This is a genomic window from Streptomyces sp. NPDC054842, from assembly GCF_053611025.1.
Window position 1 is genome coordinate 1 of the sequence record NZ_JBSGZN010000069.1, and the last position, 24,963, is coordinate 24,963.

A 24,963-nucleotide genomic window follows, 5' to 3' on the forward strand; every position below is an offset into this window, starting at 1 on the left:
CCCCCCGGGGGGGGCACCCGGTCGCGGGGGGCCCCCCCCCCCGGGGGGGGCGCGGGCCCCCGGGCCGGGGGCCGCCGCCGGGCGGGCGCCCCCCCCGCGGGGCCGGGACTGGCACCCTGCCCTCATGGCGCAGTTGGAACAGTTCACCCGGCCTGTCGACGCGGTCGTCCTCCGTATGCGCGCCCTCGACGCGGACCTGCCCGAGCGGGACGGCGTCGCCGTCTTCAACCGCGTCTACCTCGCCGTCACCGAGGAGGTGGCCCGGCGCCTGGGCAGCGGGCACTTCCCCGACGCCGAGGCCGCGACCGCCCTGGACGTGCGGTTCGCGCGGCGCTATCTGGCGGTGGCCGAGGAGAGGCACCGGCCCGCCTGCTGGCGTCCGCTGTTCCAGTTCCGCCGCCATCCCGGCGTACGGCCACTGCAGTTCGCGCTCGCGGGCATCAACGCGCACATCGGGCACGACCTGGTGCTCGCCGTCGTGGACACCTGCCGCGGCCTCGGCTGCGAACCGGCCGATCTGGAGGACGAGTTCGAGCGGGTGGGCGATCTCCTCGTCTCGCTGGAGGAGCGGATCCGCGAGGAGCTGATGCCGGGCCCCGATCTGCTGCAGATCGCCGACCCGCTCACGCATCTGCTCGGCTCCTGGAGCCTGGAGCGGGCCCGCGACGCCACGTGGTCGGCGGCCCGCGCGCTCTGGGCCCTGCGCGGACTCCCGGAGCTGGCCGAGGAGTTCGGCCGGCGGCTCGACGCGGCGGTGGGCCTGACGGGCCGCATGCTGCTCACCCCGCTGCCGGACTGACACCCGCACGGGCGGGCCCTGTTGCGGGGGCGGGGAACCGGCCGGCTCCCCGCCCCGGCGCGGTCAGTCCTCGGGCAGTTCCACCGGCGCGATCTCGTCGTAGACGTCGCCGGGACCCGGGTTGGTCGGGTCGGTGGCGCCGCCCAGCTGGCGCATCACGCCCCAGACCGCGTTGAGGGCGGTCTGCACGGCGCCCTCGGCCCAGCCGGCCGTCCAGGAGATGTCGTCGCCGGCGAGGAAGATGCCGCGCTTGTCCTCGGGCAGCCGGTCCTGCATGAAGTGGGTGAACAGGCGCCGCTGGTAGCGGTAGTGGCCCGGCAGGTTGGCCTTGAACGCGCCCATGAAGTAGGGCTCGTTCTCCCAGGACACGGTCACCGGGTTGCCGATGATGTGCTTCCGGATGTCGACCTTCGGGTAGATCTCGCCGAGCGACTTGAGCATGACCTCCATCCGCTCGTTCGCGGACAGCGGCAGCCACTTCAGGCTGTCGTCGCACCAGGTGTACGACAGGCAGATGACGGCCGGCTTGTCGGGGCCGTCGTCGAGGAGGTACGTGCCGCGCGTCATCCGGTCGGTGAGCGTCATCGACATGACGTCGCGACCTGTCTCCTCGTCCTTGTCCAGCCAGAACGGCCGGTCGACCGGCACGAAGAGCTTGCTCGACTCCATGTAGTGCGTGCGCTCGATCGCCGTCCAGTGGTCGATCGGGAAGAGCGAGTCGTCGCAAGCGATCTTGGAAAGCAGCATCCAGGACTGGGCGGTGAAGATCGCCGCCCGGTAGGTGCGGATGTCGCCCTTGGCGTCCGTGACGGTGATGCGGTTGCCCGCGGTGCGGCCGAGCCGGGTCACGGCCGGGCGCGGGGCACCGTCGTGCAGCGTCGCGAGCGAGGTGCCGTACGCCCAGTGCACGATCTTCTCCGGCTCGCGCTCCCACAGGCGCAGCGGCAGCTGCTGGGAGCCCCCGACGATGCCGCGGTGGTGGTCGTCGGCCTCGGTGTAGACGACGCGCAGGATCTCCAGGATGGAGTTCGGGAAGTCGGTGTCCCAGCCGCCGGTGCCGAAGCCGACCTGGCCGAAGATCTCGCGGTGACGGAAGGACTTGAAGGCGTCGGAGTCGCAGAGGAAGCCGTAGAAGGTCTGGTTGTCGAGCTTCTCGACGAGCTTCGACCAGATCTCTCGGATGCGCGGGACGTCGCGCTCGCGCATGGCCTGGTTCATGTCGGAGAAGTCGGCGCCCTCGTTCAGGCAGGCGTTCCACGCGGCGGCGACCTGGCGGTACACCTCGGGCAGGTCCTCGACCGTCTCGGCGTAGTGCGACTCGCCCTTGAGGTCGACCACGGTCGACGGCGTGGCCTCGGCCAGCGGGTTCGGGAACGGCCGGGTCTCCAGGCCCACCAGGTCGATGTAGTGCTGGAGGGCGGTGGAGGACGGCGGGAAGCGCATGGCGCCCATCTCCGCCGTGAGGGACGGGTCGCAGCCCTCGAAGCCGACGGTGCGCAGCCGGCCGCCGATCCGGTCGGCCTCGTACACGACGGGCTTGAGGCCCATCTTCATCAGCTCGTACGCGGCCACGATGCCGGAGAGACCGCCGCCGATGACCGCGACCTCGGTGCCGTGCTCGGTCGCGGGTATCTGGCCGAGGCCCGCGGGGTGGGCGAGGAAGTCGTCGTACGCGTACGGGAAGTCCGGGCCGAACATGGTGATCGGCGGCTGCTGCGCGTCGGCGTGGGGGACGGCGGTGGGCACCGTGGACGTCATGGGGTACGGACTCCTTGCGGGAAAGCTGAGTGCGGGGAGAGGGCGTGCGGCCGGGCTCAGACGAGCGACCCGTAGAGACCGGGGCGGCGGTCCTTCAGGTACGGGTTCGTCTCGCGTGAGGCCGCGAGGAGGACGGGGTCGGCGTCGGCGACGACCAGTTCCTCGCCGCGGCCCGCCCGGGTGCGGGCGACTCCGTCGGGGCCGGCCAGCACGGACAGCCCGACGAACTCGAACTCCCCTTCCTGGCCGGCGCGGTTGACGTAGGCGACGTACATCTGGTTCTCGAAGGCCCGCACCGGGACGACGGACTCGGCGACGAACTGGAAGGGGTGCATCTGCGCGGTCGGCACCAGGAGGAGGTCGGTGCCGGCGAGGGCGTGCGCCCGGACGTTCTCCGGGAACTCGACGTCGTAGCAGATCATGAGGCCGACGCGCAGTCCGCCGAGCTCGGCCTGGACGGGGGGCTGGTCGCCCGGCGTGAAGTGGTCGCGCTCGAAGCAGCCGAAGAGGTGGGTCTTGCGGTAGTTCGCCAGCGGGCCGTCGGCGGAGATCAGCTGGACGGAGTTGTACACCCGCTCGCCGTCGCGCTCGGGGTAGCCGTAGGCGACGGCGAGGCCGTGCCGGGCGGCGATCGCGGCGATCGCGTCAGCGCAGGCACCGTCGGCGGGCTCGGCGAGGCGGGCGATGTCGTCGCCGATCGCGTAGCCGGTCAGGAACATCTCCGGTGCGACGAGCAGTCCGGCGCCCGCGGCGGCGGCGCGGCCCGCGGCGTCGTCGAGAACCTTGATGTTCTCGTCGACGGAGCCGGGGCGGCCGGAGCTCTGGAGCAGGGCTGTGCGCATGCGTGTTCCTCACCGGGACGGAGGGGTTCAAGGGGGGGCGGGCGACCGGCGGGGTCGCCCCGATAGACGGTACGGTCGCCGGGCTGCGCGGGACAAGGAGCAGCCGTTGCGCGCCGGTGAACGATCCGTTGCGTGCGGGCGGGGGCCGGCGGCGATTCGTTGCGCGTCTCGGGGCACGGGCCGCCTTCTTCGCCGCGGACGGGTCGCGGAGGGACTTCGGGGAGGCGCCGCAGGGGCCGGGCGGGGGCGGGAGACCGGCCCCTTCGGCGCGGGTGGCGGGCTCACGCCCCGGCGGCCGGCCGGACCCGGCTCGCACCGCGACCCCGGGTCCCGCCGGACGTCGCCCCTAGGTGGGCGAGCCGGACGAGAAGCGCCTGAGCAGCGGCGACAGGACGAGTACCGACTTGGTCCGCTCCACGAACGACTCGCCCGCGATCCGCTCCAGGACCCGCTCGAAGTGCCGCATGTCCGAGGCGAAGACCTGGACGACCGCGTCCGCCTCCCCGGTGACGGTGGAGGCGGCCACGACCTCCTGGTAGCGCTCCAGGCCCCGCTGGATGGTCTCCGGCGAGGTGTTGCGCCGACAGTAGATCTCGACGAACCCCTCGGTCTCCCAGCCGAGCGCCGCCGGGTCCACCCGGACGGTGAACCCGGTGATCGCCCCGGTGGCCCGCAGCCGGTCCACGCGCCGCTTGACGGCGGGCGCGGACAGGCCGACCAGTTGCCCGATGTCGGCGTAGGAGCGGCGGGCGTCCTCGGCGAGGGCGTGCACGATGCGTTCGTCGAGATCGTTCAGCAAGGCGGGTGGTTCACTTCTCTGCGATGGCCGCGGTGTCGGCCACGGCCGGGGAGCCCGGGACGGCCAGCTTGGAGCGGCGGTGGCCGTAACTGAAGTAGAACACGAGCCCGACGGCCATCCAGACCCCGAAGACCACCCAGGTGACGGCCGAGAGGCTGCCCATCATCCAGACGCAGAAGGCGAAGCCGAGCACGGGCAGCAGCGGCGACAGCGGCACCCGGAAGGTGCGGTTCATGTCCGGGCGCGTACGGCGCAGCACCACGACCGCGATGTTGACCAGGGCGAAGGCGAAGAGGGTGCCGATGCTGGTGGCGTCGGCGAGCTGGCCCAGCGGGATCGCGGCGGCGAGGACACCGCAGAACAGCGAGACGATCACCGTGTTGGCGCGGGGCGCGCCGGTCTTCGGGTGGACGCGGGAGAAGACCTTGGGCACGAGCCCGTCGCGCGACATGGCGAAGAGGATGCGGGTCTGGCCGTAGAGGACGGTGAGGACCACGCTGGCGATGGCGATGACCGCGCCGGCCGCGAGCAGCGTGCCCCACACGGTCTGGCCGGTGACGTCCTTCATGATCCCGGAGAGCGCGGCCTCCGAGTCGCCGAATCCGCGCCAGGGCATGGCGCCGACCGCGACGGCCGCGACGACGACGTACAGCGCCGTCACGATGACGAGCGAGAGCATGATCGCGCGCGGCAGGTCGCGCTGGGCGTTCTCCGCCTCCTCGCCGGCGGTGGAGGCGGCGTCGAAGCCGATGTAGGAGAAGAAGAGCGTGGCGCCGGCGGCACTGACGCCGGCCATGCCGAGCGGCATGAAGTGCTCGTAGTTGCCGGAGCGGAAGCCCTGGACGCCGATCGCGCAGAACATCAGCAGGGCGGCGATCTTCACGACCACCATGATCGTGTTGGCGCGGGCCGACTCCTTGGCGCCGCCCAGCAGGAAGGCCATGGCGAGCAGGACGACCATGAGCGCGGGCAGGTTGAAGACGCCGCCGTCGCCGGGCGGCGCGGAGAGCGCGTCCGGGATGGTGACGCCGATCGTGCCGTCGAGCAGCTCGTTCAGGTACTCGCCCCAGCCCACGGCGACGGCCGCGACCGAGACGCCGTACTCCAGGACCAGACACCAGCCGCAGATCCAGGCGATCAGCTCGCCCATCGTTGCGTACGCATACGAGTACGAGGAGCCGGAGACGGGGATGGTGCCCGCCAGCTCGGCGTAGGAGAGGGCCGAGAAGAGTGCCGTGAGCCCGGCGATCACGAAGGACAGGGTGACCGCGGGTCCGGCCTTCGGGACTGCCTCACCGAGGACGACGAAGATGCCGGTGCCGAGGGTGGCACCGATGCTGATCATGGTCAGCTGCCAGAGGCCGAGCGAGCGGCGCAGGGTGCCGCCCTCTCCCTGGCCGCCCTCGGCGACCAGGCGTTCCACCGGCTTGCGCCGCATGAGGCGGGCGCCCAGGCCGGGGGACGGTGGGGCGGAGGGGGTCCGGGACTGCGGGGGTGCGCCTTGGTCGAGCACGCGCTGGCTCCTTCATCGCTGCCGGTCGGGCGGGCGGGGACCGGCGGCATCCCCTGACGACGGGGACCCACCGAGCGGGGTCCCCGCCACACCATGTACAGCGCTCGACCCTATGAGCAGGGACTTCACGGGCGTAATGCAGCAACCTTGCGCGTCTCCGCAAGATCGTTGCGTTCCTCGCGGTGCCGCGCACGTTCGTTGCGCGGAGCCTTTCGACCGTTGCGCGAGGTTCCCGGACGGCCTGCGGGCCGGGGTGCCGCCCTCTCCTCGCCGGCCGGTCGGCCGGGGGCACGCCGACGGCCCCCGCGGTCGCTCCGCGGGGGCCGTCCGGTGTGGCGGTGCGTCAGTTCCAGCTGGCGTGCAGCGGCTTGCCCTCGGCGTAGCCGGCGGCGCTCTGGATGCCGACGATGGCCTTCTCGGCGAACTCCTCCAGGGAGTTGGCGCCGGCGTAGGTGCAGGAGGAGCGGACGCCCGCGATGATCGAGTCGATCAGGTCCTCCACGCCCGGCCTGGCGGGGTCGAGGAACATGCGCGAGGTGGAGATGCCCTCCTCGAACAGCCCCTTACGGGCGCGGTCGTAGGCCGACTCCTCGCTCGTCCGGTTCTTGACGGCGCGGGCCGACGCCATGCCGAACGACTCCTTGTAGAGGCGCCCGTTGGCGTCCTGCTGGAGGTCGCCCGGCGACTCGTACGTGCCGGCGAACCAGGAGCCGATCATGACGTTGGACGCACCGGCGGCCAGCGCCATGGCGACGTCGCGCGGGTGACGGACACCGCCGTCGGCCCAGACGTGCTTGCCGTACTTCTTCGCCTCGGCGGCACACTCCATGACGGCGGAGAACTGCGGGCGGCCGACGCCGGTCATCATGCGGGTCGTGCACATGGCGCCGGGGCCGACACCGACCTTGATGATGTCCGCGCCCGCCTCGACCAGGTCCCTGACGCCCTCGGCGGCGACGATGTTGCCCGCGGCGATCGGGACCTGCGGGTCCAGCGCGCGCACGGTCCTGATGGCGGCGATCATCGACTCCTGGTGACCGTGCGCGGTGTCGATGACGAGGGTGTCGACGCCCGCGTCGAGGAGCTGCTTGGCCTTGCCCGCCACGTCGCCGTTGATGCCCACGGCGGCGGCGATACGGAGCCTGCCCCGCGCGTCGGTGGCGGGGGTGTAGAGCGTCGCGCGCAGGGCGCCCTTGCGGGTGAGGATGCCCGCGAGCCTGCCGTCGCCGTCGACTGCCGGGGCGTACCGGCGGTTGGCGGCGTCGAGGCGGTTGAACGCCTCGCGCGGCTCGATGTCGGCGTCGAGGAGCAGCAGGTCCCTGGACATGACCTCGGACAGCTGCGTGAAGCGGTCGACGCCGGAGAGGTCGGTGTCGGTGACCACGCCGACCGGCCGGCCGTCGCCGTCCACGACGACGCCCGCGTTGTGCGCCCGCTTCGGCAGCAGGGCCAGCGCGTCGGCGACGGTCTGGTGGGGGGCCAGGATGATCGGGGTGTCGAGCACCAGGTGGCGTCCCTTGACCCAGGAGACGACCTCGGTGACGACCTCGATCGGGATGTCCTGCGGGATGACGACGAGGCCACCGCGACGGGCGACGGTCTCGGCCATCCGGCGCCCGGCGATCGCCGTCATGTTGGCGACGACGAGCGGGATGGTGGTGCCCGTGCCGTCCGGCGAGGAGAGGTCCACGCCCAGCCGGGATCCGACCGCGGAGCGGCTCGGCACCATGAAGACGTCGTCGTACGTCAGGTCGTACGGGGGCTGGATGTCGTTGAGGAAACGCACGTGCTGCACATCCCAGTCGATCAGAGGTGGCCCCCGGACAGGTCAGCCAGGGGGAAGAGCACGTACTTCATTGTCCCACGACGCCGCGTGTGCACGGTCCGGACAGATCATCCAGGCTGGTCAGGGGGTGTCTGGTCGGATCCTCCAAGGTCCAGGACGACGAGAGCGCGCTCCGGCCCGGACACGGTCCGGCGGCGGACGCCAGGACCTCCTGTCGGTGTCCCACTCCCCCGGCCGGGCGGCCGCGTACTCCCGCCGGCCGCCGACCACCAGGGGTCGGCCCGGGCTCGCCGGTCCCCGGCCGGGGTCGCCGAGGCAGTCCGCGAAGGCGCCCCAGTTGCGCCCGAACCAGTCCGGCAGGCAGACGAGAAGGCCCGCGAAGGCGGGGAACGGACCGCGGCACCATGCCGCCGATGCTCCCACAGCCGTCCCCGCCGGTCGCGCCGCCCGGCCGTCCGGGGCCCGGAGACGGCACCCCGGACGGCGTCGGACCCGCAGCCCCGGGGGGGTCTGCGGGTCCGATGCGGGTGCCGGCGGGGCCGGCCGTTCACCGCCGGGGCGGTCAGGGGCCGTCCGGGTCCGCCCTGTTGAGGGCGGGACGCGGGGCCGGGCCCGCCGTCATCAGGTAGTCCGCCGCCGACGTGTCCGTCACCAGGCTCGTGACGAGACCGGAGCGCAGCACCGCGTCGATCGCGGCGGCCTTGCGCTGCCCGCCCGCGATGGCGACGACCTCGGGGATACGGCGCAGCTGGTCCGCCTTGACGGTGATGCACCGCTCGCCGAGGTCACGTCCGACCCGGCGCCCCTCGGAGTCGAAGAGGTGCGCCGACATCTCGGCGGCGACCCCGAGCGAGGCGTAGTGCCCGCGCTCCTCGTCGCTGAGCATGTCGTGCACCGTCGAGATGCCCGGTTCCCAGGACCCGATGGAGACGCAGGCGACCGTGACCTTGTCGAAGTACTCGAAGGCGCGGGCGAGCCCGGTCTGGTTGCGCAGCGCCGCCGCGGTGGCCGCGTCCGGCAGCAGCATCGGCGCGTAGATGGGATGGGCGTCGCCTCCCGACACCTGGGCGGCCCGGCGTACCGCCTCCACCGAGCCGCGCTCGGCGGTCCCGGCGTCGTAGACCCCGGTCAGCTGCACCACCGTGCACGGGGGCAGCCTGGACAGCTCGGCGGCCATGTGGATGGTGGAGCGGCCCCACGCGAGGCCGAGCACGTCTCCCTCGTTGACCAGCTCGGCCAGCAGGTCCGCGGCGACCTCCCCGAGGTTCTCGGGGTCGGGCGACTCCTCGGCGTCGGCCGGGGACTCGACCACGACGGCGTGCCTGAGGCCGTAGCGGGCGCGCAGCGCGTCCGAGCGCTCCGCGTCCAGCTCGGCAGGTACACGGATCTCGATCCTCACGAGATCCCGTTCGAGAGCGGTCTCCAGGACCCGGGCCACCTTGAAGCGGCTGACGCCGAACTCCTCGGCGATCTGGATCTTGGACTTGCCCTCGAGGTAGAAGCGGCGGGCCATGGCCGCCGCCTGGACCAGCTCAGCGGGCCCCATCCGCATGGCTGACCGGCCCGCCGACATACCCGACACGGCGATCTCCTCACTGCTGTTCACACTCTGGATTCGCCGTTCATCCTTGCAGATCCGGCGTACTTGATCCGCCCCGATGGGCGGCGTTCACGTTCCCTTGGTTCAGTGGTCGCACGCCCAGGAGGCACGGGCGGTCACCGCCTCCGCCTGCGTGCGCAGTGCACGTACCGCCTCGGCCGGGTCCGCCGCCCCGTAGACCGCCGATCCGGCGACGAAGACGTCGGCGCCGGCCTCGGCGCAGCGCTCGATGGTGGAGGCCGAGACACCCCCGTCGACCTGAAGCCACAGTTCGAGTCCGTGCTTGCTGATCAACTCGCGGGTGCGGCGGATCTTCGGGAGCATGATGTCGAGGAACGACTGGCCGCCGAAGCCCGGTTCGACGGTCATGATCAGCAGCATGTCGAGCTCGGGGAGCAGATCCTCGTACGGCTCGATCGGGGTCGCGGGCTTGAGCGCCATGGAGGCACGGGCGCCCTTGGCCCGGATCTCGCGGGCGAGCCGCACGGGCGCGGCGGCCGCCTCCACGTGAAAGGTGACCGAACCGGCCCCCGCTTCCACGTACTGGGGCGCCCACCGATCGGCGTCCTCGATCATCAGATGGCAGTCCAGCGGAGTGTCCGTCGCCCGGGCCAGGGACTCTACGACCGGTACACCGAGCGTGAGGTTCGGTACGAAATGGTTGTCCATGACGTCGACGTGGAGCCAGTCGGCTCCCTCCACCGCCTTTGCCTCCTGGGCAAGACGCGCGAAGTCGGCGGACAGGATGCTGGGGTTGATCTGCACGGCCATGCCCCAAGACTGCCATGCCCGGCCCCGGTTGCTCCCCCCGGTCCGTACCTGGGCCGTACCGCGGAGGTTCCGGGCCGTCCGGCGGATGTCGGGGAATGGCCGGACATGCCATGCTGGGCGGCTCACCGGCTCCAGAAGCGGCTACGGGGGTCGCCATGACGGACGGCACGGAGCGCCGGGTGCGCCAGGGACTCATCGGGTTCGTGTGCGGGCGGCGCAGCAAGTGGGTGGTGGTCGGCCTGTGGCTGGTGCTGCTCGTGGTGGCGGCGCCGCTCGCGACGAAGCTCACCGGCGCCCAGGACAACGACGCCGCCTCCTGGCTGCCGGGCACCGCCGAGTCCACCCAGGTCCTGCACCTCTCGGAGGGCTTCAGGCCCGAGCAGATCCCGGCGGTCGTCGTCTACGCGCGCGACGGCGGCCTGACCGGCGAGGACCGGCGGCGGATCACCGAGGACGTCCGTGAGATCAAGGAGCTGACCGCCCACGGGGTGCGCGGCACCGAGACCCGCGGACCCGTCTACGACGACCGTACGGCGCCGCGGGCCGCCGAGATCTTCGTGCCCGTCACGATGGACGAGAAGGGCTGGAAGGAGATCGCGCCCGCGGTCGACTCGATCCGCGACGTCGTGGGCAGCGGCGGCGACGGCCTGGCCGTGCACATCACCGGGCCCGGCGGCACCTCCGCCGACTTCTCCGAGGCCTTCGAGGGCATCGACTCGACGCTGCTGTTCGCCGCGATGGCCGTCGTCATCGTGATGCTGCTGCTCACCTACCGCAGCGTGACGCTGATCGTCGTCCCGCTGATCGCGGTGGTCGCCGCGCTGTTCACCTCCCAGGCGGTGATCTACCTGCTGGCGGAACACGCGGGCCTGACGGTCAACGGGCAGAGCGCGGGCATCCTCACGGTCCTCGTCTTCGGCGCCGGCACGGACTACGCGCTGCTGCTCGTCGCGCGCTACCGCGAGGAGCTGCGCCGGCACGAGGACCGCCACGAGGCGATGGCCCTCGCCCTGAACCGGGCGGGCCCGGCCGTGCTCGCCTCGGGTGCCACCGTCGTGCTCAGCATGCTGGTGCTGCTGGCCGCCGAGATGAACTCCACGCGCGGTCTGGGGCCGGTCGCCGCGATCGGCGTCGCGGTCGCCCTGCTCGCCATGATCACGCTCTTCCCGGCCCTGCTGCTGGTCTTCGGCCGCTGGATCTTCTGGCCCGCCGTCCCCCACCTCGGGTCCCCCGACCCGACCGCACACGGCGTCTGGGCCCGGATGGGCGGCCGCATCTCCCGCCGTCCCCGCGTCGTCTGGATCGGCACGGCGCTCGCTCTCGCGGTGCTCTCGCTCGGCCTCCTGCAGATCCGCGCGGAGGGGATCGGCAACGCCGACGCCTTCACCGGCAAGCCGGACTCGATCGCCGGGCAGGAGGTGTCCGCGAGGTACTTCCCGGCGGGCAGCGGCGACCCCCTGGTGATCGTGGCCGACGAAACGCGCAACGCCGAGGTCCGCAGCGCGGTCGCGCAGACCCGGGGGGTGGTGCCCGACAGCATCACCGTGCCCGCTGGCACGAAACCCTCGCACGACGGCAAGGTCCTCTTCGAGGCGACGATGACCGCGCCTGCCGACAGCCAGGCGGCCAAGCAGACGGTGGAGCGCGTACGGGACGCCGTGCACACCGTGCCGGACGCCGACGCCCGGGTGGGCGGCGGCACCGCGGCCCTGCTCGACATGGACGCGGCGACCACGCACGACAACAGGGTGATCATCCCGGCGGTCCTGGCGGTCGTCCTGCTGATCCTGATGCTGCTGCTGCGCGCGGTGGTGGCACCCCTGCTGCTGATCGGGACGGTCGTGCTGTCCTTCACGGCGGCCCTCGGCGCCAGCGCGCTCGCCTTCCGCCACCTCTTCGACTACGCGGGCGAGGCGACGGACTTCCCGCTGTTCGTGTTCGTCTTCCTGGTGGCCCTGGGCATCGACTACAACATCTTCCTGACCACCCGCATCCGCGAGGAGGCGGCCCACCGGGGCACCCGTCCGGGCGTCGTCACCGGTCTCGCGGCGACCGGCGCGGTCATCACCTCGGCGGGCCTGGTCCTCGCGGGCACCTTCGCCGCCCTCGGCACGCTGCCCATGGTGGCCTTCGCCGAGATCGGCTTCGCGGTCGCGCTGGGCGTCCTGCTGGACACCTTCATCGTCCGCTCGGTCCTCGTGACGTCCCTGTTCCTGGACGCCGGACCGAAGGTGTGGTGGCCGCACCGGCTGTCCCGCGAGGACGCCGCGGACCGGGACGCGCCCCCGGCCCCCTCCGAACCGGCGTCACGGCCGGGCGACTAGGGGGCGGCGTCCAGGCACCCGGGGGTCGTCCCCGCCGGATGCCGGACGGACCAGCCTCCGCCGCTCACGCCGTCCGGCGGATGAGCGCCAGATACATGGCGTCCGTGCCGTGCAGATGCGGCCACAGCTGCACGTCGGGGCCGTCGCCGACGGCGGGGACGCCCGGCAGGAGCGGACGGGCGTCGAGCAGGTCGGCCGAGCCGTCGTAGTGCTTGAGCACGTCGTCGACGACCGCGCGGGTCTCGGCGAGGTGCGGTGAGCAGGTCGCGTACCCGACGACGCCGCCGACCCGCACCGAGTCGAGGGCCGTGCGCAGCAGCCCGCGCTGGAGCGGCGCGAAGCCCTCCAGGTCCTCGGGCCGCCGCCGCCAGCGGGCCTCGGGGCGGCGCCGCAGGGCACCGAGGCCCGTGCAGGGCACGTCCATCAGGACCCGGTCGAAGGTACCGGGACGCCACGGCGGGCGGGTGCCGTCGGCGGTGACGACCTGGTAGGGGCCGGGATTCCCGGCGAGCGCCTTGGCGACGAGCCCGGCGCGGTGCGGCTGCTTCTCGGCGGCGAGCAGCACGGCGCCGCGCTCGGCGGCGAGCCCCGCGAGCATGGCCGCCTTGCCGCCGGGGCCGGCGCAGCCGTCGAGCCACTTCTCGTCCGGTCCGTCGAGCGGCGCGTTCGCCAGCGCGAGCGCCACCAGCTGGCTGCCCTCGTCCTGGACCCCGGCGCGGTTCTCGCGCACGGCGTCGATGGCGCCCGGCTCGCCGCCCTCGGTGAGCCGCACGGCGTACGGGGACCAGCGGCCCGGCAGCGCGTTCTCCTCGCCGAGCACATCGAGGAGTTCCCCGGCGCTCGACCGGCCGGGCCGCGCGACGAGGGTCACCTCGGGCCGTTCGTTGTCGGCCTCCAGCAGGTCCTCGATCCCGGCGCGCCCGCCCCCGAGGGAGTCCCACAGCGCGGAGACGATCCAGCGCGGGTGCGAGTGCACGACGGCGAGATGGTCCTCGGCGTCCTCGTCGTACGGCGGCGCGACCTGCTCCAGCCAGGCGTCGAGGTCCTGCTGCGCGATCTTCCGCAGGACGGCGTTGACGAACTTGGCGCGTCCGTCGCCGAGCACGACCCGGGCCAGCTCCACCGAGGCGGAGACGGCGGCGTGCGTCGGGATGCGGGTGCCGAGGAGCTGGTGGGCGCCGAGGCTGAGCACGTCGAGGACCGGCGGGTCGACCTCGCGCAACGGCCGGTCGACACAGGCCGCGATGATCGCGTCGTACGTCCCCTGCCGGCGCAGCGTGCCGTACACCAGCTCGGTGGCCAGCGCCGCGTCCCGCCCGTCGAAGCCGCCCTTCTCCCGGGCCTTGCGCAGCAGCGGCGGCAGGACGAGGTTCGCGTACGCGTCCCGCTCGTCAACGGCCCGCAGCGCCTCGAAGGCGAGGATGCGGACGGGGTCCTTCTGGGGACGGCGGTAGGGCTTGCCCGGCCTGCTCGGCCGACGGGACTGCTCGCTCACAGGAAAGGTGCTCCGGATCCGGGAAAAGGTGCGCCTCTCAGCGTACGCCGCGCCCGGGCACCCGGACCCCGGTGACCCCGTCCGCCCTCGTCAGGAGCCGAGCCGCTCCCCGGAGGGGATGCGCACCCCGCGCGCCCAGTCCGCGGCGCGCATCGGCTTCTTGCCCTGCGCCTGCACCCACAGGAGCTCGACGGCGTACGAGCCGGTGCCGACGTGCACGCTGTTCTTGCCCACGGCCAGCTCCCCGGGGGCGAGTTCCGTGCGCTCGGGCACGGAGGCCACCTGGATCAGCTTGAGCCGCTCCCCGCGGAAGACGGTCCAGGCGCCCGGCGCCGGCGTGCAGCCCCGGACGACGCGGTCGACCCGCAGGGCCGGTGCCGACCAGTCGACGTGGGCGTTCTCAACGGTGATCTTCGGGGCCACGGTGATGCCGTCGGCGGGCTGCGGCACGGCCTTGACGGTGCCGTCCTCGATCCCGTCCATGGTGGCGACGAGCAGCCCGGAGCCGGCGAAGGCGAGCCGCGTGAGCAGGTCTCCGCTGGTGTCGGTGGGACGGATCTCCTCGGTGACCGTGCCGTAGACGGGGCCGGAGTCCAGGCCCTCCTCGATGAGGAAGGTGGACGCGCCGGTGATCTCGTCGCCCGCCATGATCGCGTGCTGCACGGGGGCCGCGCCGCGCCAGGCCGGCAGCAGCGAGAAGTGGAGGTTGACCCAGCCGTGGGCCGGGATGTCCAGGGCGACCCTCGGCAGCAGCGCGCCGTACGCCACCACGGGGCAGCAGTCGGGTGCGATCTCCCGGAGCCGCGCCAGGAACTCCTCGTCCCGCGGCTTCGCGGGCCTGAGCACCTCGATGCCGGCCTCCGCCGCGCGCTCGGCGACGGGACTCGCGACGAGCCTGCGGCCCCGCCCGGCCGGTGCGTCGGGCCGCGTCACGACGGCGGCGACCTCGTGCCGGCCGGAGGCGAGCAGAGCGTCCAGGGCGGGAACGGCGACCTCGGGGGTACCTGCGAAGACGAGCTTCATGGGTGGCGGCTGGCCTCTCGGGCGGAAGTGCGGGCAGGCCCGCACGAGCCGGCGGAGCGGTGCGATGCGGGGCGGCGCACCAGTCTATGAGCCCCGCCCCCACCGGGAACGGTCAGCCCCGCGAGGCGACGGCGCACCCGGCCGGGCGGTGGGCCCCGCCGGAGGGCGGTTCCGCGCCACGCCGGGGGCGTCCCCGTGCCACGCCGGGAGGCGGCTCGCGCCACGTGAAGGCGTTCCCACGTCCCGCCGGGGGACAGTCACGCGTCTCCTGCCCCGTAGGACGTTCCCAGCCGGCCCTAGGAGCCTTCCCGCGCCACGTCGGGGGCCTTCCCACGTCCCGTCGGGGGACGTCACGCGTCCTGCCCCGTAGGACGTTCCCATGCCGCCCCGGGGGCCTTCTCCGCGCCACATCGGGGGCGTTCCCATGTCCCGCCGGGGGACGGTCGCGTGTCCTGCCCGTAGGACGTTCCCATGACCCGCCGGGGCGGCGTACCCGTGTCCCGGCGTAGGACGTTCCTGTGCCGCGCCGGGGGCGTTCTCATGGCCCGCCGGGCGACTTCACGTGTCGCGCCACAGGACGTCCCCTGCACGCAGGGCGACGTTCCCGTGCCGCGCCGGGGTGGCGTACCCGGCCTCGGGGGCGTGCGTCGAGACGTGCGCCCCGTGCATATGCCCTTACGCCCCCGCAGCGTGACCACTGACCCCCTGACGCGTTGTCAAGAGAGAGTTGACCCACCGGGCCGCGATCGCGGCCCGGTCCTTTCCGCAACGCCGGTTCGAGAGGCTTGTTCATGGCCGACCACGCAACCCACGACGCCCAGGCTCGGGCCAGCCTGCACTTGCTGGTGCGGGACATCGAGCGGGTCCGCCGGCAGGTGGACGCGCTGCGCACGCTCACCGCCCAGCTGGGCAACGTCTACCGCCCGCGCCGCTCCGGCCCCTCGACGGGCTTCGTCGTCTACGGGCGTGCCCCCGCTCCGACCGTCCGCCTCGCCCAGGAACTGCGGGACAGCGTCGAGACCCTCGTGACGGCCGCCGTGGACTTCGACCGCTCCCTGGGCTTCTCGTGGGACGCGGTGGGCTCCGCGCTCGGCGTCACCAAGCAGGCGGTGCACCGCCGGTACGGCGCCCGCCGCGCCGCCGCCCAGGCCGCCGCCGAGGCCGAGCGCGCCACCGAGCCGTCGACCACCCGCACCGTCGCCGTCAACACCGGCATCCCCTCGGTGCCCACCGTGCCCGCCGCCCGCTCCATGCCGACCCAGCCGACCGCGGGGAGCCCGACCCTCCGCGAAGAGGTCAGGCCGACGGCCTTCCCGAGCCCGCGCAACGGCTGACCCCGCCCCCGCCGCCTCCCGGCCCACCACCGGGAGGCGTCCCCGTCTCCGGGACACCCCCGCGTACGGCGCCCTCCGGCCCACCGGACCCGCCGGGCTCCGCGGACACCGACGCCCCTGGGCCACAACACCGGCCGGGCGCCCCATCGCCCGCCCTGCGCACGCACCGCCCGCCTCCCGGCCGTACGCACATGCGCATCACCAGCCGTGCACCGACCGCCACCCGCCGGCGTGCATCCCCACCGACTGCCGAACGCCGACTGCCGACCATGGTCAGTCGTCGCCCCCGGCGCGTCAGATCAGCCGATGTCCAGCGGGTCGATCCGGATGCGGACCGGCTCCTGCCCCCCGCGGGCCATCCGCGCCGCCTGCGCGGTCTTCAGCGCGGCGGCCAGCGCGGCGCCACTGCCCGGCGGGACGCGGATCAGCACCCGCTCCCACTGCTCACCCGGAGGCGGCCCGCCGACCCGCCGCGGACGCCCCGGCTCGGTGAAGGGCACAGGCACCGGCCCCAGCACCTCGGCGTCGCGCGGGAGCTGTGCCGCGGCGAGGAAGCCCGCGAGCCCGTCGGCCGTACCGGAGACGGCGGCCATCCGGGACACCGGGGGAAACCCGAGCTCGGCCCGCTCGGCGAGCTCTCGCACCGCGTGCCCCACGGGGTCCCACCGGACGAGCGCCTGCACGGGCCGCAGCGTCGGCTCCGCGACGACGACCACGGTCCCGCCGGCTCCCTGGGGTCGGACCAGCGCCGCCGCGCCCAGCCAGCGCCGCAGCGCCTCCTCCCCAGCCCGCAGGTCGGGCCGCCCGAGCATCGCCCAGCCGTCCAGCAGCAGGGCGGCCGCGTACCCGCCCTCGGCGACGGGCTCGGCACCCGGCGTGCTCACGACGAGCGCGGGCGCCTCGGACACCGTGTCGAGCACCTGCTCGCGCCCGGAGGTCCGCACCGGCACGGCCGGGAACGCCCGCCCCAGCTCCTCGGCGGTCCGCCGCGCCCCCACGACCTGCGCCCGCAGCCGGAACCCCCCGCACTCGGGGCAGTGCCAGGCGGTCTCGTCCCGGCCGCACCAGCCGCAGCGCAGGGCCTCGGCGTCCTGGGCCTCCAGCGGACCGGCGCAGTGCCGGCACCGAGCGGGCGCCCGGCACTGCGCGCAGGCCATCCGGGGCACGTATCCGCGCCGCGGCACCTGGACGAGGACGGGCCCGTGCCGCAGTCCCTCCCTGACGACCTGCCAGGCCAGGGTCGGCAGCCGGGCGGCGCGCGCGGCCTCGTCCCGGGCGAGGTCCCCGTCCCCGACGGTCCGCACCAGGGGCGCGCAGGCCCGGACCTGCTCCCGCTCGGCGACCAGGGGCAGTGCCCAGCCGCTCTCGACGAGCTGGGCCGCCTCAACGGTGCAGCCCCAGCTCCCCAGCAGGAAGGCGCACTTGTCGCGGGCGGCCCGCAGCTCCAGCACCTCGCGGACGTGCGGGAAGGGGGCGTTGTCGTCGCTGTGCGCCGCGTCCCCGTCGTCCCAGACGACCACGAGTCCCAGGTCCCGTACGGGGGCGAACATCGCGGCGCGGGTCCCCACGACGGCGCGCACCGCGCCGCGGCGGACGGCGAGCCACTCCCGGTATCTGCGCTCCTGGCCGGCGTCCGCGGTCAGCAGCGCGTGGCGGCCCTCCCCCAGCAGCGCCGTCAGGGCCGCGTCCACGCGCGCGGCGGGCCGCCCGGCCGGTACGACGACGAGGGCCCCGCGTCCGGAGGCGAGGGTGGCCCGCACGGCCCGGGCGATCTCCTCGGCCCACTGCGGGCCCGGCAGGGCGGTCCACACGGCGCGCGGCGCCCCGCCCGAGGCGAGGGCGCCGAGGAACTCCGGGCCCCGTACGTAGCGCGTCCAGGTGCCCGGCTCGGGGGCGGCGGGCGGCGGGGGCGGGTCGGGCATGACGGCCGCCTCCGCGCGCGCGTGCCGGGGCGGAACCGCGAGCTGGAGCACGTCCGCGAGGCTGCCCGCGTACCGGTCGGCGACGGCGCGGGCGAGTCCGAGCAGGTCGGGCCCGAGCACCGGCTCGGGCGACACCACCTGGGCCAGGGCGGCGAGCGGTCCCGCGTAGTCGGACTCGGCGACGCGGTCGACGACGAAGCCGTCGATCAGGCTGCCGCCCTCGCGCCGCCCGTCGCGCACGTTGCGCCCGCCGGCGCCGAACCGCACCCGCACCCGCACCCCGGGCCTGGCGATCTCGTCCAGCTCCTCGGGGACGGCGTAGTCGAAGTACCGGTCGAGGTGCAGCACGCCCTTGTCGACGACGACCCGGGCGACGGGGAGCTCCTTCGCCAGGGCGGCGCCCCGCCAGGTCCGCGGCTTCGCCTTCGGCACCTTGGCCTTCCGCACCGCCTCCCGGACCAGCGCAAGCTGCTCGGGCGGCGCCCCGTCCGCCGCACCGTCCGCCCGCCCGTTCTCGCTGCTCACGCCTGCATTCCTACCAGACCCCACCGACAGCGACCCACGTCGCGGAGGGGCACCCCCGGCCGCCGGGACGGCCCCCGAGCGCGCCGGGACGCGGGAAGGCCCGGCGTCCCCGAGGGGAGGCCGGGCCTCGTGACCGCGGACGGGAGGGCTACAGCCCCGCCGCCTTGCGCAGCGCGTCCACCCGGTCCGTGCGCTCCCACGTGAAGTCGGGCAGCTCGCGGCCGAAGTGGCCGTACGCGGCGGTCTGGGAGTAGATCGGCCGCAGCAGGTCGAGGTCGCGGATGATGGCCGCCGGGCGCAGGTCGAAGACCTCGGTGATGGCGGTCTCGATGCGCTCGGCGTCGACCTTGGCGGTACCGAAGGTCTCGACGAACAGGCCGACGGGCTCGGCCTTGCCGATGGCGTAGGCGACCTGGACCTCGCAGCGGGTGGCGAGGCCCGCGGCGACCACGTTCTTCGCGACCCAGCGCATCGCGTACGCGGCGGAGCGGTCGACCTTGGACGGGTCCTTGCCGGAGAAGGCGCCGCCGCCGTGGCGGGCCATGCCGCCGTACGTGTCGATGATGATCTTGCGGCCGGTGAGGCCGGCGTCGCCCATCGGGCCGCCGATCTCGAAGCGGCCGGTCGGGTTCACCAGGAGGCGGTAGCCCTCCGTGTCGAGCTTGATGCCGTCGTCCAGGAGGGCCTTCAGCTCGGGCTCCACGACGAACTCGCGGATGTCGGGCGCGAGCAGCGAGTCCAGGTCGATGTCGGAGGCGTGCTGCGAGGAGACGACGACGGTGTCCAGGCGGACCGCCTTGTCGCCGTCGTACTCGATGGTGACCTGGGTCTTGCCGTCGGGACGGAGGTAGGGGATCGTCCCGTTCTTGCGCACCTCGGACAGGCGCCGCGAGAGGCGGTGCGCGAGGTGGATCGGGAGCGGCATCAGGTTCGGCGTCTCGTCGGTCGCGTAACCGAACATCAGGCCCTGGTCACCGGCGCCCTGGCGGTCCAGCTCGTCGTCGTCGCCCTCGACCCGGTTCTCGTACGCCGTGTCGACGCCCTGCGCGATGTCGGGGGACTGCGAGCCGATGGAGACGGAGACGCCGCAGGACGCGCCGTCGAAGCCCTTCTTCGAGGAGTCGTAACCGATCTCGAGGATCTTGTCGCGGACCAGCTGGGCGATCGGCGCGTACGCCTTGGTCGTGACCTCGCCGGCCACGTGCACCAGGCCGGTCGTGATGAGCGTCTCCACGGCGACCCGGGACGTCGGGTCCTCACGCAGAAGCGCGTCGAGAATGGTGTCGCTGATCTGGTCAGCGATCTTGTCGGGGTGACCCTCGGTCACGGACTCCGAGGTGAACAGGCGACGGGACACAACGCTCCCTGGGGTTGCAGCGGCTGCTGGCTGATCATTGGCGGACGGGACGGAGGCTGCGCCCGGCGTCGTCCGTGAACAGTTTATCGGTCGCGCTCGTCCGCGGGCCCACCCGTCTCGCCTCTCGGGAGTGCTGTGACCTGCGGCACGGGCATTCTGCCCAATGCGCGTCACTCTCCGCCAGGGTCGCCACGCCCGAATCGGCGTGGCGCGTGCCGCCGGACGGGGGCTAGCCCAGCGGCGGGCGGAGGCGTTCGGCCACCAGGTCCCACACGATCTCGGCCAGTGCCTCCTTGGGCCCGTACGGCACCGGGGTCTCGCTGCCGTCCGCGCCGAGCACCACGGCCTCGTTCTCCTCGGAGCCGAAGGTCTTGCGCTCCCCCACCTCGTTGACGACGAGGAGGTCGCAGCCCTTGCGCCGGAGCTTGGCGCGGCCGTTGGCGAGGACGTCGTCCGTCTCCGCGGCGAAGCCGACGACCACCTGGTCCGGGCGGGCGCGGTCGGCGGAGATCTCCGCGAGCACGTCCGGATTGCGGACCAGGACGATCGGCTCGGGGTCCTGGCCGTCCTTCTTCTTGATCTTGCCGGTCGCGTACGCCGCCGGCCGGAAGTCGGCCACCGCGGCGGCCATCACCACGGCGTCGGCGTCGGAGGCCGCCTTGAGCACGGCCTCGCGCAGCTGCACGGCGGTGCCCACCCGGATCACGTCGACGCCGGCCGGGTCCGGCAGGGCGGCGTTCGCCGAGACGAGCGTCACCCTGGCCCCGCGGGCCGCCGCGGTGCGGGCGAGGGCGTAGCCCTGCTTGCCGGAGGAGCGGTTGCCCAGGAAGCGGACCGGGTCGAGTGGTTCGCGCGTGCCGCCCGCGCTGATCACCACGTGCCGGCCCGCGAGGTCGGGTCCGGTGACACCGCGCGCGAGCACCCGGCGGCAGACCTCGAAGATCTCGGTGGGGTCGGGCAGCCGGCCCTTGCCGGTGTCGACGCCGGTGAGGCGGCCGACGGCCGGCTCGATCACGACGGCTCCGCGGCGGCGCAGCGTGGCCACGTTCTCCTGGGTGGCCGGGTGCTCCCACATCTCGGTGTGCATGGCGGGGGCGAAGACGACCGGGCAGCGGGCGGTGAGCAGCGTGTTCGTGAGGAGGTCGTCGGCGAGGCCGTGGGCGGCCTTGGCGAGCATGTCGGCGGTGGCGGGCGCGACGACCACCAGGTCGGCGTGCTGGCCGATGCGGACGTGCGGGACCTCGTGGACGTCGGACCACACCTCGGTCGAGACGGGATGGCCGGAGAGCGCGGACCAGGTGGCGGCGCCGACGAAGTGCAGGGCGGACGCGGTCGGGACGACGCGCACGTCGTGGCCGGACTCCGTCAGCCTGCGCAGCAGCTCGCATGCCTTGTACGCGGCGATGCCGCCGCTGACGCCCAGAACGACCTTCGGCTTGTCCACCAGGGTCTCCCCGCACTAGAGAACGTACGACGCGCTCGGAGGAGCACGACTCCATGCTGCCGCACCGCCCGGGGGCGGCTCCGGCACCCCCGGCACACCACAGGCCCGGCAGTCACGCTGCCGGGCCTGGGACGAGCGGTCGGACGATCAGGTCGCCGGGCCCTCTACGGCCTCGGACGTCAGCAGGCCCGCGTTGATCTCGCGCAGGGCGATGGAGAGGGGCTTCTCGTGGACGTGGGTGTCCACGAGGGGACCGACGTACTCGAGGAGACCCTCGCCGAGCTGCGAGTAGTAAGCGTTGATCTGACGGGCGCGCTTGGCCGCGTAGATCACCAGGCTGTACTTCGAGTCGGTGGCCTCGAGGAGCTCGTCGATCGGAGGGTTGATGATGCCCTCGGGAGCGGTGATGGAAGAGGACACGCTCTGCCTTCCGAAAGGTGGGATGAGATCAGTGAAGATCACACAACGTTCATCAAGGCTAGCAGCTCGCGCGCCACGTCCATGACGGAGGTGTTGACCAGGGTGACGTCGAACTCGGACTCGGCCGCCAGTTCGATCTTGGCCGCGGCCAGTCGGCGCTCGATGACCTCGGGCGGTTCGGTGCCGCGCCCGGTGAGCCTGCGCACCAACTCCTCCCAGGAGGGCGGGGCCAGGAACACCAGCTGGGCGTCCGGCATGGACTCGCGGACCTGCCGGGCTCCCTGGAGGTCGATCTCCAGGAGGACCGCCTCGCCCGCCTCCAGCCGCTCCATGACGGCGGCACGCGGCGTGCCGTAGCGGTTGCCGGCGAACTCGGCCCATTCGAGCAGCTCGCCGTTGGCGATCAGCTTGTCCATCTCCTCGTCGCTGACGAAGAAGTAGTGGACCCCGTGCTTCTCGCCGGGGCGGGGCTTGCGGGTCGTCGCCGACACCGAGAGCCAGACCCCGGGGTGTTCCTTGCGCATATGGGCGACGACCGTGCTCTTGCCGACCCCGGAGGGGCCGGAGAGCACGGTCAGCCGCGAACGTTCACTCATGCAGCGATTATCCAGGTTCTCAGGGGTGCCCGAGAACGTCAGCCGGCGGTGCTGCCGAACTCGCGCTCCAGGGAGGCGATCTGGTTGGACCCGAGACCCCGCACGCGGCGGCTCTCGGAGATGCCGAGTCGCTCCATGATCTGCTTGGCGCGGACCTTGCCCACGCCCGGCAGGGACTCGAGGAGAGCGGAGACCTTCATCTTGCCGATGACGTCGTTCTCCTGGCCCTGCTTGATGACCTCGTGAAGGGAGGCGCCGGAGTGCTTGAGTCGATTCTTGACCTCGGCCCGCTCCCGGCGAGCCGCGGCGGCCTTTTCGAGCGCGGCTGCGCGCTGTTCAGGGGTAAGGGGCGGAAGAGCCACGCCTACGTCACCTCGGATGTCGAACTGTCGGATACGGACCGGTGAGGAACCTGGTCGCCCCACACCTGGGGAGAAACGGGCAACACACTCACCCGGTCTCCCCCACTGCCTGGAGGGCGTCGGAGGTGCCCTCACTCGACGGAGACTAGCGGGCAAGTCCGCCGGAGTCAGCGAGAACAGCGGAAAAGTCCTGGTCAGCCTCCGTCGAGCCTGACATTCCTGACATTACGCCCCGGATTTGAGGATGTATTCAGACTCAAGGAGGCCGGGAGACGCTCATCGGCGGACTCAAACGGTCGCGACGGCCGTCCTGATCTCCTCCGCGAAGCGGTCCGCGGAGCTCCGCAGCGCGGCGACGTCGGGTCCGTGCCGGAGCACACCCCGGCTGACGTTCGGCACCACCCGGCGCACGGCGGCGCCGAAGACGCCCGGGAGATCGGCCGGCGTGGCCCCCTGCGCGCCGATGCCCGGCGCGAGGAGCGGACCGTTGATGTCCAGGTCGTAGGACGAGAGATCGCCGAGCGTGGCACCCACGACCGCCCCGAAGGAGCCCAGGGGCGCCTCTCCCGCGTTCTCGGCGGCGAGGTGGGCCAGCATGGTCGCCCCGACGCTGCGGCCGTCCGCACGGACCGCGTGCTGCACCTCGCCGCCCTCCGGGTTGGAGGTGAGCGCGAGGACGAAGAGTCCGGCGCCGCTCTCCCGCGCCAGCTCGACCGCCGGCTTCAGCGAGCCGTAGCCGAGGTACGGCGACACGGTGAGCGCGTCCGAGAACAGCGGGGCGTCCTTGCGCAGGAACGTCTCCGCGTACGCGGCCATGGTGGAGCCGATGTCCCCGCGCTTGGCGTCCATCACGACCAGCGCGCCGGCCGCCCGCGCCTCCTCGACCGACCGCTCCAGGACGGCGATGCCGCGGGAGCCGAACCGCTCGAAGAAGGCGCTCTGCGGCTTCAGGACGGCCACCCGGTCGGCGAGCGCCTCGACGACGGTGCGGCTGAAGCGCTCCAGGCCCGCGAGGTCGTCGTTCAGGCCCCAGTCGGTCAGCAGGGAGGCGTGCGGGTCGATGCCGACGCACAGCGGGCCCCGGTCGTCCATGGACCGGCGCAGCCGGGCGCCGAAGGGCTCCAGGGTCATGCGGACTTCCTCACGTCGGCGCCGACCGCGTCGGCGAGGGTGGCGTAGGGGCTCGTCCGCAGGCGGGCGGCGAGACCCTTGTGGATGGCGCGCCCCCAGAAGGGGCCCTCGTAGACGAAGGCGCTGTAGCCCTGGACCAGGGTGGCGCCGGCCAGGATGCGCTGCCAGGCGTCCTCGGCGTTCTCGACGCCGCCGACGCCCACCAGGGTGATCCGGTCGCCCACGCGTGCGTAGAGGCGGCGCAGCACCTCCAGGGAGCGCGCCTTCAGCGGGGCGCCGGACAAACCGCCGGTCTCCTTGACGAGGGCGGGGTCGGACCGCAGGCCGAGCCCTTCGCGCGCGATGGTGGTGTTGGTGGCGATGATGCCGTCCAGGCCCAGCTCGACGGCGAGGTCGGCGACGGCGTCGACGTCCTCGTCGGCGAGGTCCGGCGCGATCTTGACGAGCAGCGGCACCCGCCGGTCGGTGACCGTGCGGTCGGCGGCCTCGCGGACGGCGCTCAGCAGCGGGCGCAGCGCCTCGGTGGCCTGGAGGTTGCGCAGGCCGGGCGTGTTCGGCGAGGAGACGTTGACGACCAGGTAGTCGGCGTGCCGGGCGAGCCGCTCGGCCGACGTCACGTAGTCGCCGACCGCCTCCTCCTCGGGGACGGCCTTGGTCTTGCCGATGTTGACGCCGACGACGGTCCGGAAGACCGGCGTACGGGCGGCCAGGCGCTCGGAGACGGCCGCCGAGCCGTCGTTGTTGAAGCCCATGCGGTTGATGAGCGCCCGGTCCGGCACGAGGCGGAACAGCCGCTTGCGCGGGTTGCCGGGCTGCGCCTCGCCGGTGACCGTGCCGATCTCGACGTGGTCGAAGCCGAGCATCGCCATCCCGTCGATGGCGACGGCGTTCTTGTCGAAGCCCGCGGCGAGGCCGAAGGGGCCGTGCATGCGCAGTCCGAAGGCCTCGGTGCGCAGTTCCTCGTACCGGGGCGCCAGGGCCGCCGCGACGAAGGTCCGCAGCACGGGGACGCGGACGGCGAGACGGATCCAGCGGAAGGCGAGGTGGTGCGCCTGTTCCGGGTCCATCCGCCGGAAGACCAGGCGGAAGAAGAGCTTGTACATGTCTCGGTTCCCTCATGAAGAGGGGGACACCGTTTCCGGTGTCCCCCTCGGGCTGGGCT

21 protein-coding genes are annotated in these 24,963 nt (G+C 73.2%); 3 read left to right on the forward strand and 18 right to left on the reverse strand.

The features are described from left to right. Nucleotides 1-124 precede the first annotated feature (124 nt). Entirely contained in the window at nt 125-799 is a 675-nt protein-coding gene (locus tag ACWGIS_RS33810; protein WP_453366324.1) for a DUF5995 family protein, read from the forward strand. Between the two features lie 63 nt (nt 800-862). On the opposite strand, the gene ACWGIS_RS33815 is transcribed toward ACWGIS_RS33810, so the two are convergent. From ACWGIS_RS33815 to rpe, 8 genes are all read right to left on the reverse strand, one after another. Then, entirely contained in the window at nt 863-2,557 is a 1,695-nt protein-coding gene (locus ACWGIS_RS33815) for a flavin monoamine oxidase family protein (RefSeq protein WP_453366325.1), read from the reverse strand. A 56-nt stretch (nt 2,558-2,613) separates the two neighbouring features. After that, a complete protein-coding gene (locus tag ACWGIS_RS33820) occupies nt 2,614-3,399 on the reverse strand; it encodes a carbon-nitrogen hydrolase family protein (protein ID WP_453366326.1) in 786 nt (261 codons plus the stop codon). Nucleotides 3,400-3,745: 346 nt separating this feature from the next. Beyond that, nucleotides 3,746-4,198, reverse strand: a complete 453-nt coding sequence (locus tag ACWGIS_RS33825; RefSeq protein WP_037621108.1) for an Lrp/AsnC family transcriptional regulator — start codon at nt 4,196-4,198, stop codon at nt 3,746-3,748. Nucleotides 4,199-4,208: 10 nt separating this feature from the next. Continuing rightward, nucleotides 4,209-5,711 carry an amino acid permease gene (locus ACWGIS_RS33830; protein WP_453366327.1) on the reverse strand — a complete coding sequence of 501 codons (1,503 nt, stop codon included), beginning with the start codon at nt 5,709-5,711 and terminating at the stop codon, nt 4,209-4,211. A gap of 343 nt (nt 5,712-6,054) precedes the next feature. Further along, a complete protein-coding gene (locus ACWGIS_RS33835) occupies nt 6,055-7,497 on the reverse strand; it encodes a GuaB1 family IMP dehydrogenase-related protein (RefSeq protein ID WP_453366345.1) in 1,443 nt (480 codons plus the stop codon). 120 nt (nt 7,498-7,617) lie between these two features. After that, nucleotides 7,618-7,920 (reverse strand): barstar family protein, encoded by a 303-nt coding sequence (locus tag ACWGIS_RS33840; RefSeq protein WP_453366328.1) that lies wholly within the window; start codon nt 7,918-7,920, stop codon nt 7,618-7,620. Nucleotides 7,921-8,059: 139 nt separating this feature from the next. Further along, nucleotides 8,060-9,103: a sugar-binding transcriptional regulator gene (locus tag ACWGIS_RS33845; protein ID WP_388906884.1), complete on the reverse strand. Its 1,044-nt coding sequence runs from the start codon at nt 9,101-9,103 to the stop codon at nt 8,060-8,062. Nucleotides 9,104-9,181: 78 nt separating this feature from the next. Further along, complete coding sequence (gene rpe, locus ACWGIS_RS33850; protein WP_453366329.1) at nt 9,182-9,868, reverse strand: ribulose-phosphate 3-epimerase; 687 nt, start codon at nt 9,866-9,868, stop codon at nt 9,182-9,184. Between the two features lie 155 nt (nt 9,869-10,023). Here rpe and ACWGIS_RS33855 point away from each other — a divergent pair, with 155 nt between their 5' ends. Continuing rightward, a complete protein-coding gene (locus ACWGIS_RS33855) occupies nt 10,024-12,192 on the forward strand; it encodes an MMPL family transporter (RefSeq protein ID WP_453366330.1) in 2,169 nt (722 codons plus the stop codon). A gap of 64 nt (nt 12,193-12,256) precedes the next feature. Here the strand turns inward: ACWGIS_RS33855 and ACWGIS_RS33860 are convergent, their stop codons facing one another. Both ACWGIS_RS33860 and fmt read right to left on the reverse strand, forming a co-directional pair. After that, entirely contained in the window at nt 12,257-13,687 is a 1,431-nt protein-coding gene (locus ACWGIS_RS33860) for an RsmB/NOP family class I SAM-dependent RNA methyltransferase (protein ID WP_453366331.1), read from the reverse strand. A 90-nt stretch (nt 13,688-13,777) separates the two neighbouring features. Further along, a complete protein-coding gene (fmt, locus tag ACWGIS_RS33865; protein WP_453366332.1) occupies nt 13,778-14,710 on the reverse strand; it encodes a methionyl-tRNA formyltransferase in 933 nt (310 codons plus the stop codon). A 791-nt stretch (nt 14,711-15,501) separates the two neighbouring features. On the opposite strand from fmt, the gene ACWGIS_RS33870 reads away from it, so the two are divergent. Then, entirely contained in the window at nt 15,502-16,044 is a 543-nt protein-coding gene (locus ACWGIS_RS33870; protein WP_453366333.1) for a hypothetical protein, read from the forward strand. A 299-nt stretch (nt 16,045-16,343) separates the two neighbouring features. Here ACWGIS_RS33870 and ACWGIS_RS33875 read toward each other — a convergent pair whose 3' ends face one another. The 8 genes from ACWGIS_RS33875 to ACWGIS_RS33910 all read right to left on the reverse strand — a co-directional run bounded on the left by ACWGIS_RS33875 (nt 16,344) and on the right by ACWGIS_RS33910 (nt 24,904). Then, on the reverse strand, nt 16,344-18,491 hold the full coding sequence (locus tag ACWGIS_RS33875; RefSeq protein ID WP_453366334.1) for a primosomal protein N': 2,148 nt from the start codon (nt 18,489-18,491) through the stop codon (nt 16,344-16,346). Between the two features lie 148 nt (nt 18,492-18,639). Beyond that, on the reverse strand, nt 18,640-19,848 hold the full coding sequence (gene metK / locus ACWGIS_RS33880; RefSeq protein WP_355793032.1) for a methionine adenosyltransferase: 1,209 nt from the start codon (nt 19,846-19,848) through the stop codon (nt 18,640-18,642). Nucleotides 19,849-20,077: 229 nt separating this feature from the next. Continuing rightward, entirely contained in the window at nt 20,078-21,292 is a 1,215-nt protein-coding gene (gene coaBC, locus ACWGIS_RS33885) for a bifunctional phosphopantothenoylcysteine decarboxylase/phosphopantothenate--cysteine ligase CoaBC (RefSeq protein ID WP_453366335.1), read from the reverse strand. 147 nt (nt 21,293-21,439) lie between these two features. After that, complete coding sequence (gene rpoZ, locus ACWGIS_RS33890) at nt 21,440-21,712, reverse strand: DNA-directed RNA polymerase subunit omega (RefSeq protein WP_019059732.1); 273 nt, start codon at nt 21,710-21,712, stop codon at nt 21,440-21,442. Between the two features lie 38 nt (nt 21,713-21,750). Further along, nucleotides 21,751-22,308, reverse strand: a complete 558-nt coding sequence (gene gmk / locus ACWGIS_RS33895) for a guanylate kinase (RefSeq protein ID WP_453366336.1) — start codon at nt 22,306-22,308, stop codon at nt 21,751-21,753. Nucleotides 22,309-22,346: 38 nt separating this feature from the next. Then, nucleotides 22,347-22,670 carry an integration host factor gene (locus ACWGIS_RS33900; RefSeq protein ID WP_010988268.1) on the reverse strand — a complete coding sequence of 108 codons (324 nt, stop codon included), beginning with the start codon at nt 22,668-22,670 and terminating at the stop codon, nt 22,347-22,349. A gap of 288 nt (nt 22,671-22,958) precedes the next feature. Beyond that, nucleotides 22,959-23,801, reverse strand: a complete 843-nt coding sequence (pyrF, locus tag ACWGIS_RS33905; RefSeq protein ID WP_453366337.1) for an orotidine-5'-phosphate decarboxylase — start codon at nt 23,799-23,801, stop codon at nt 22,959-22,961. Then, nucleotides 23,798-24,904: a quinone-dependent dihydroorotate dehydrogenase gene (locus tag ACWGIS_RS33910; protein ID WP_453366338.1), complete on the reverse strand. Its 1,107-nt coding sequence runs from the start codon at nt 24,902-24,904 to the stop codon at nt 23,798-23,800. The genes pyrF and ACWGIS_RS33910 overlap by 4 nt, the downstream gene beginning before the upstream one ends. Nucleotides 24,905-24,963: the final 59 nt, after the last annotated feature.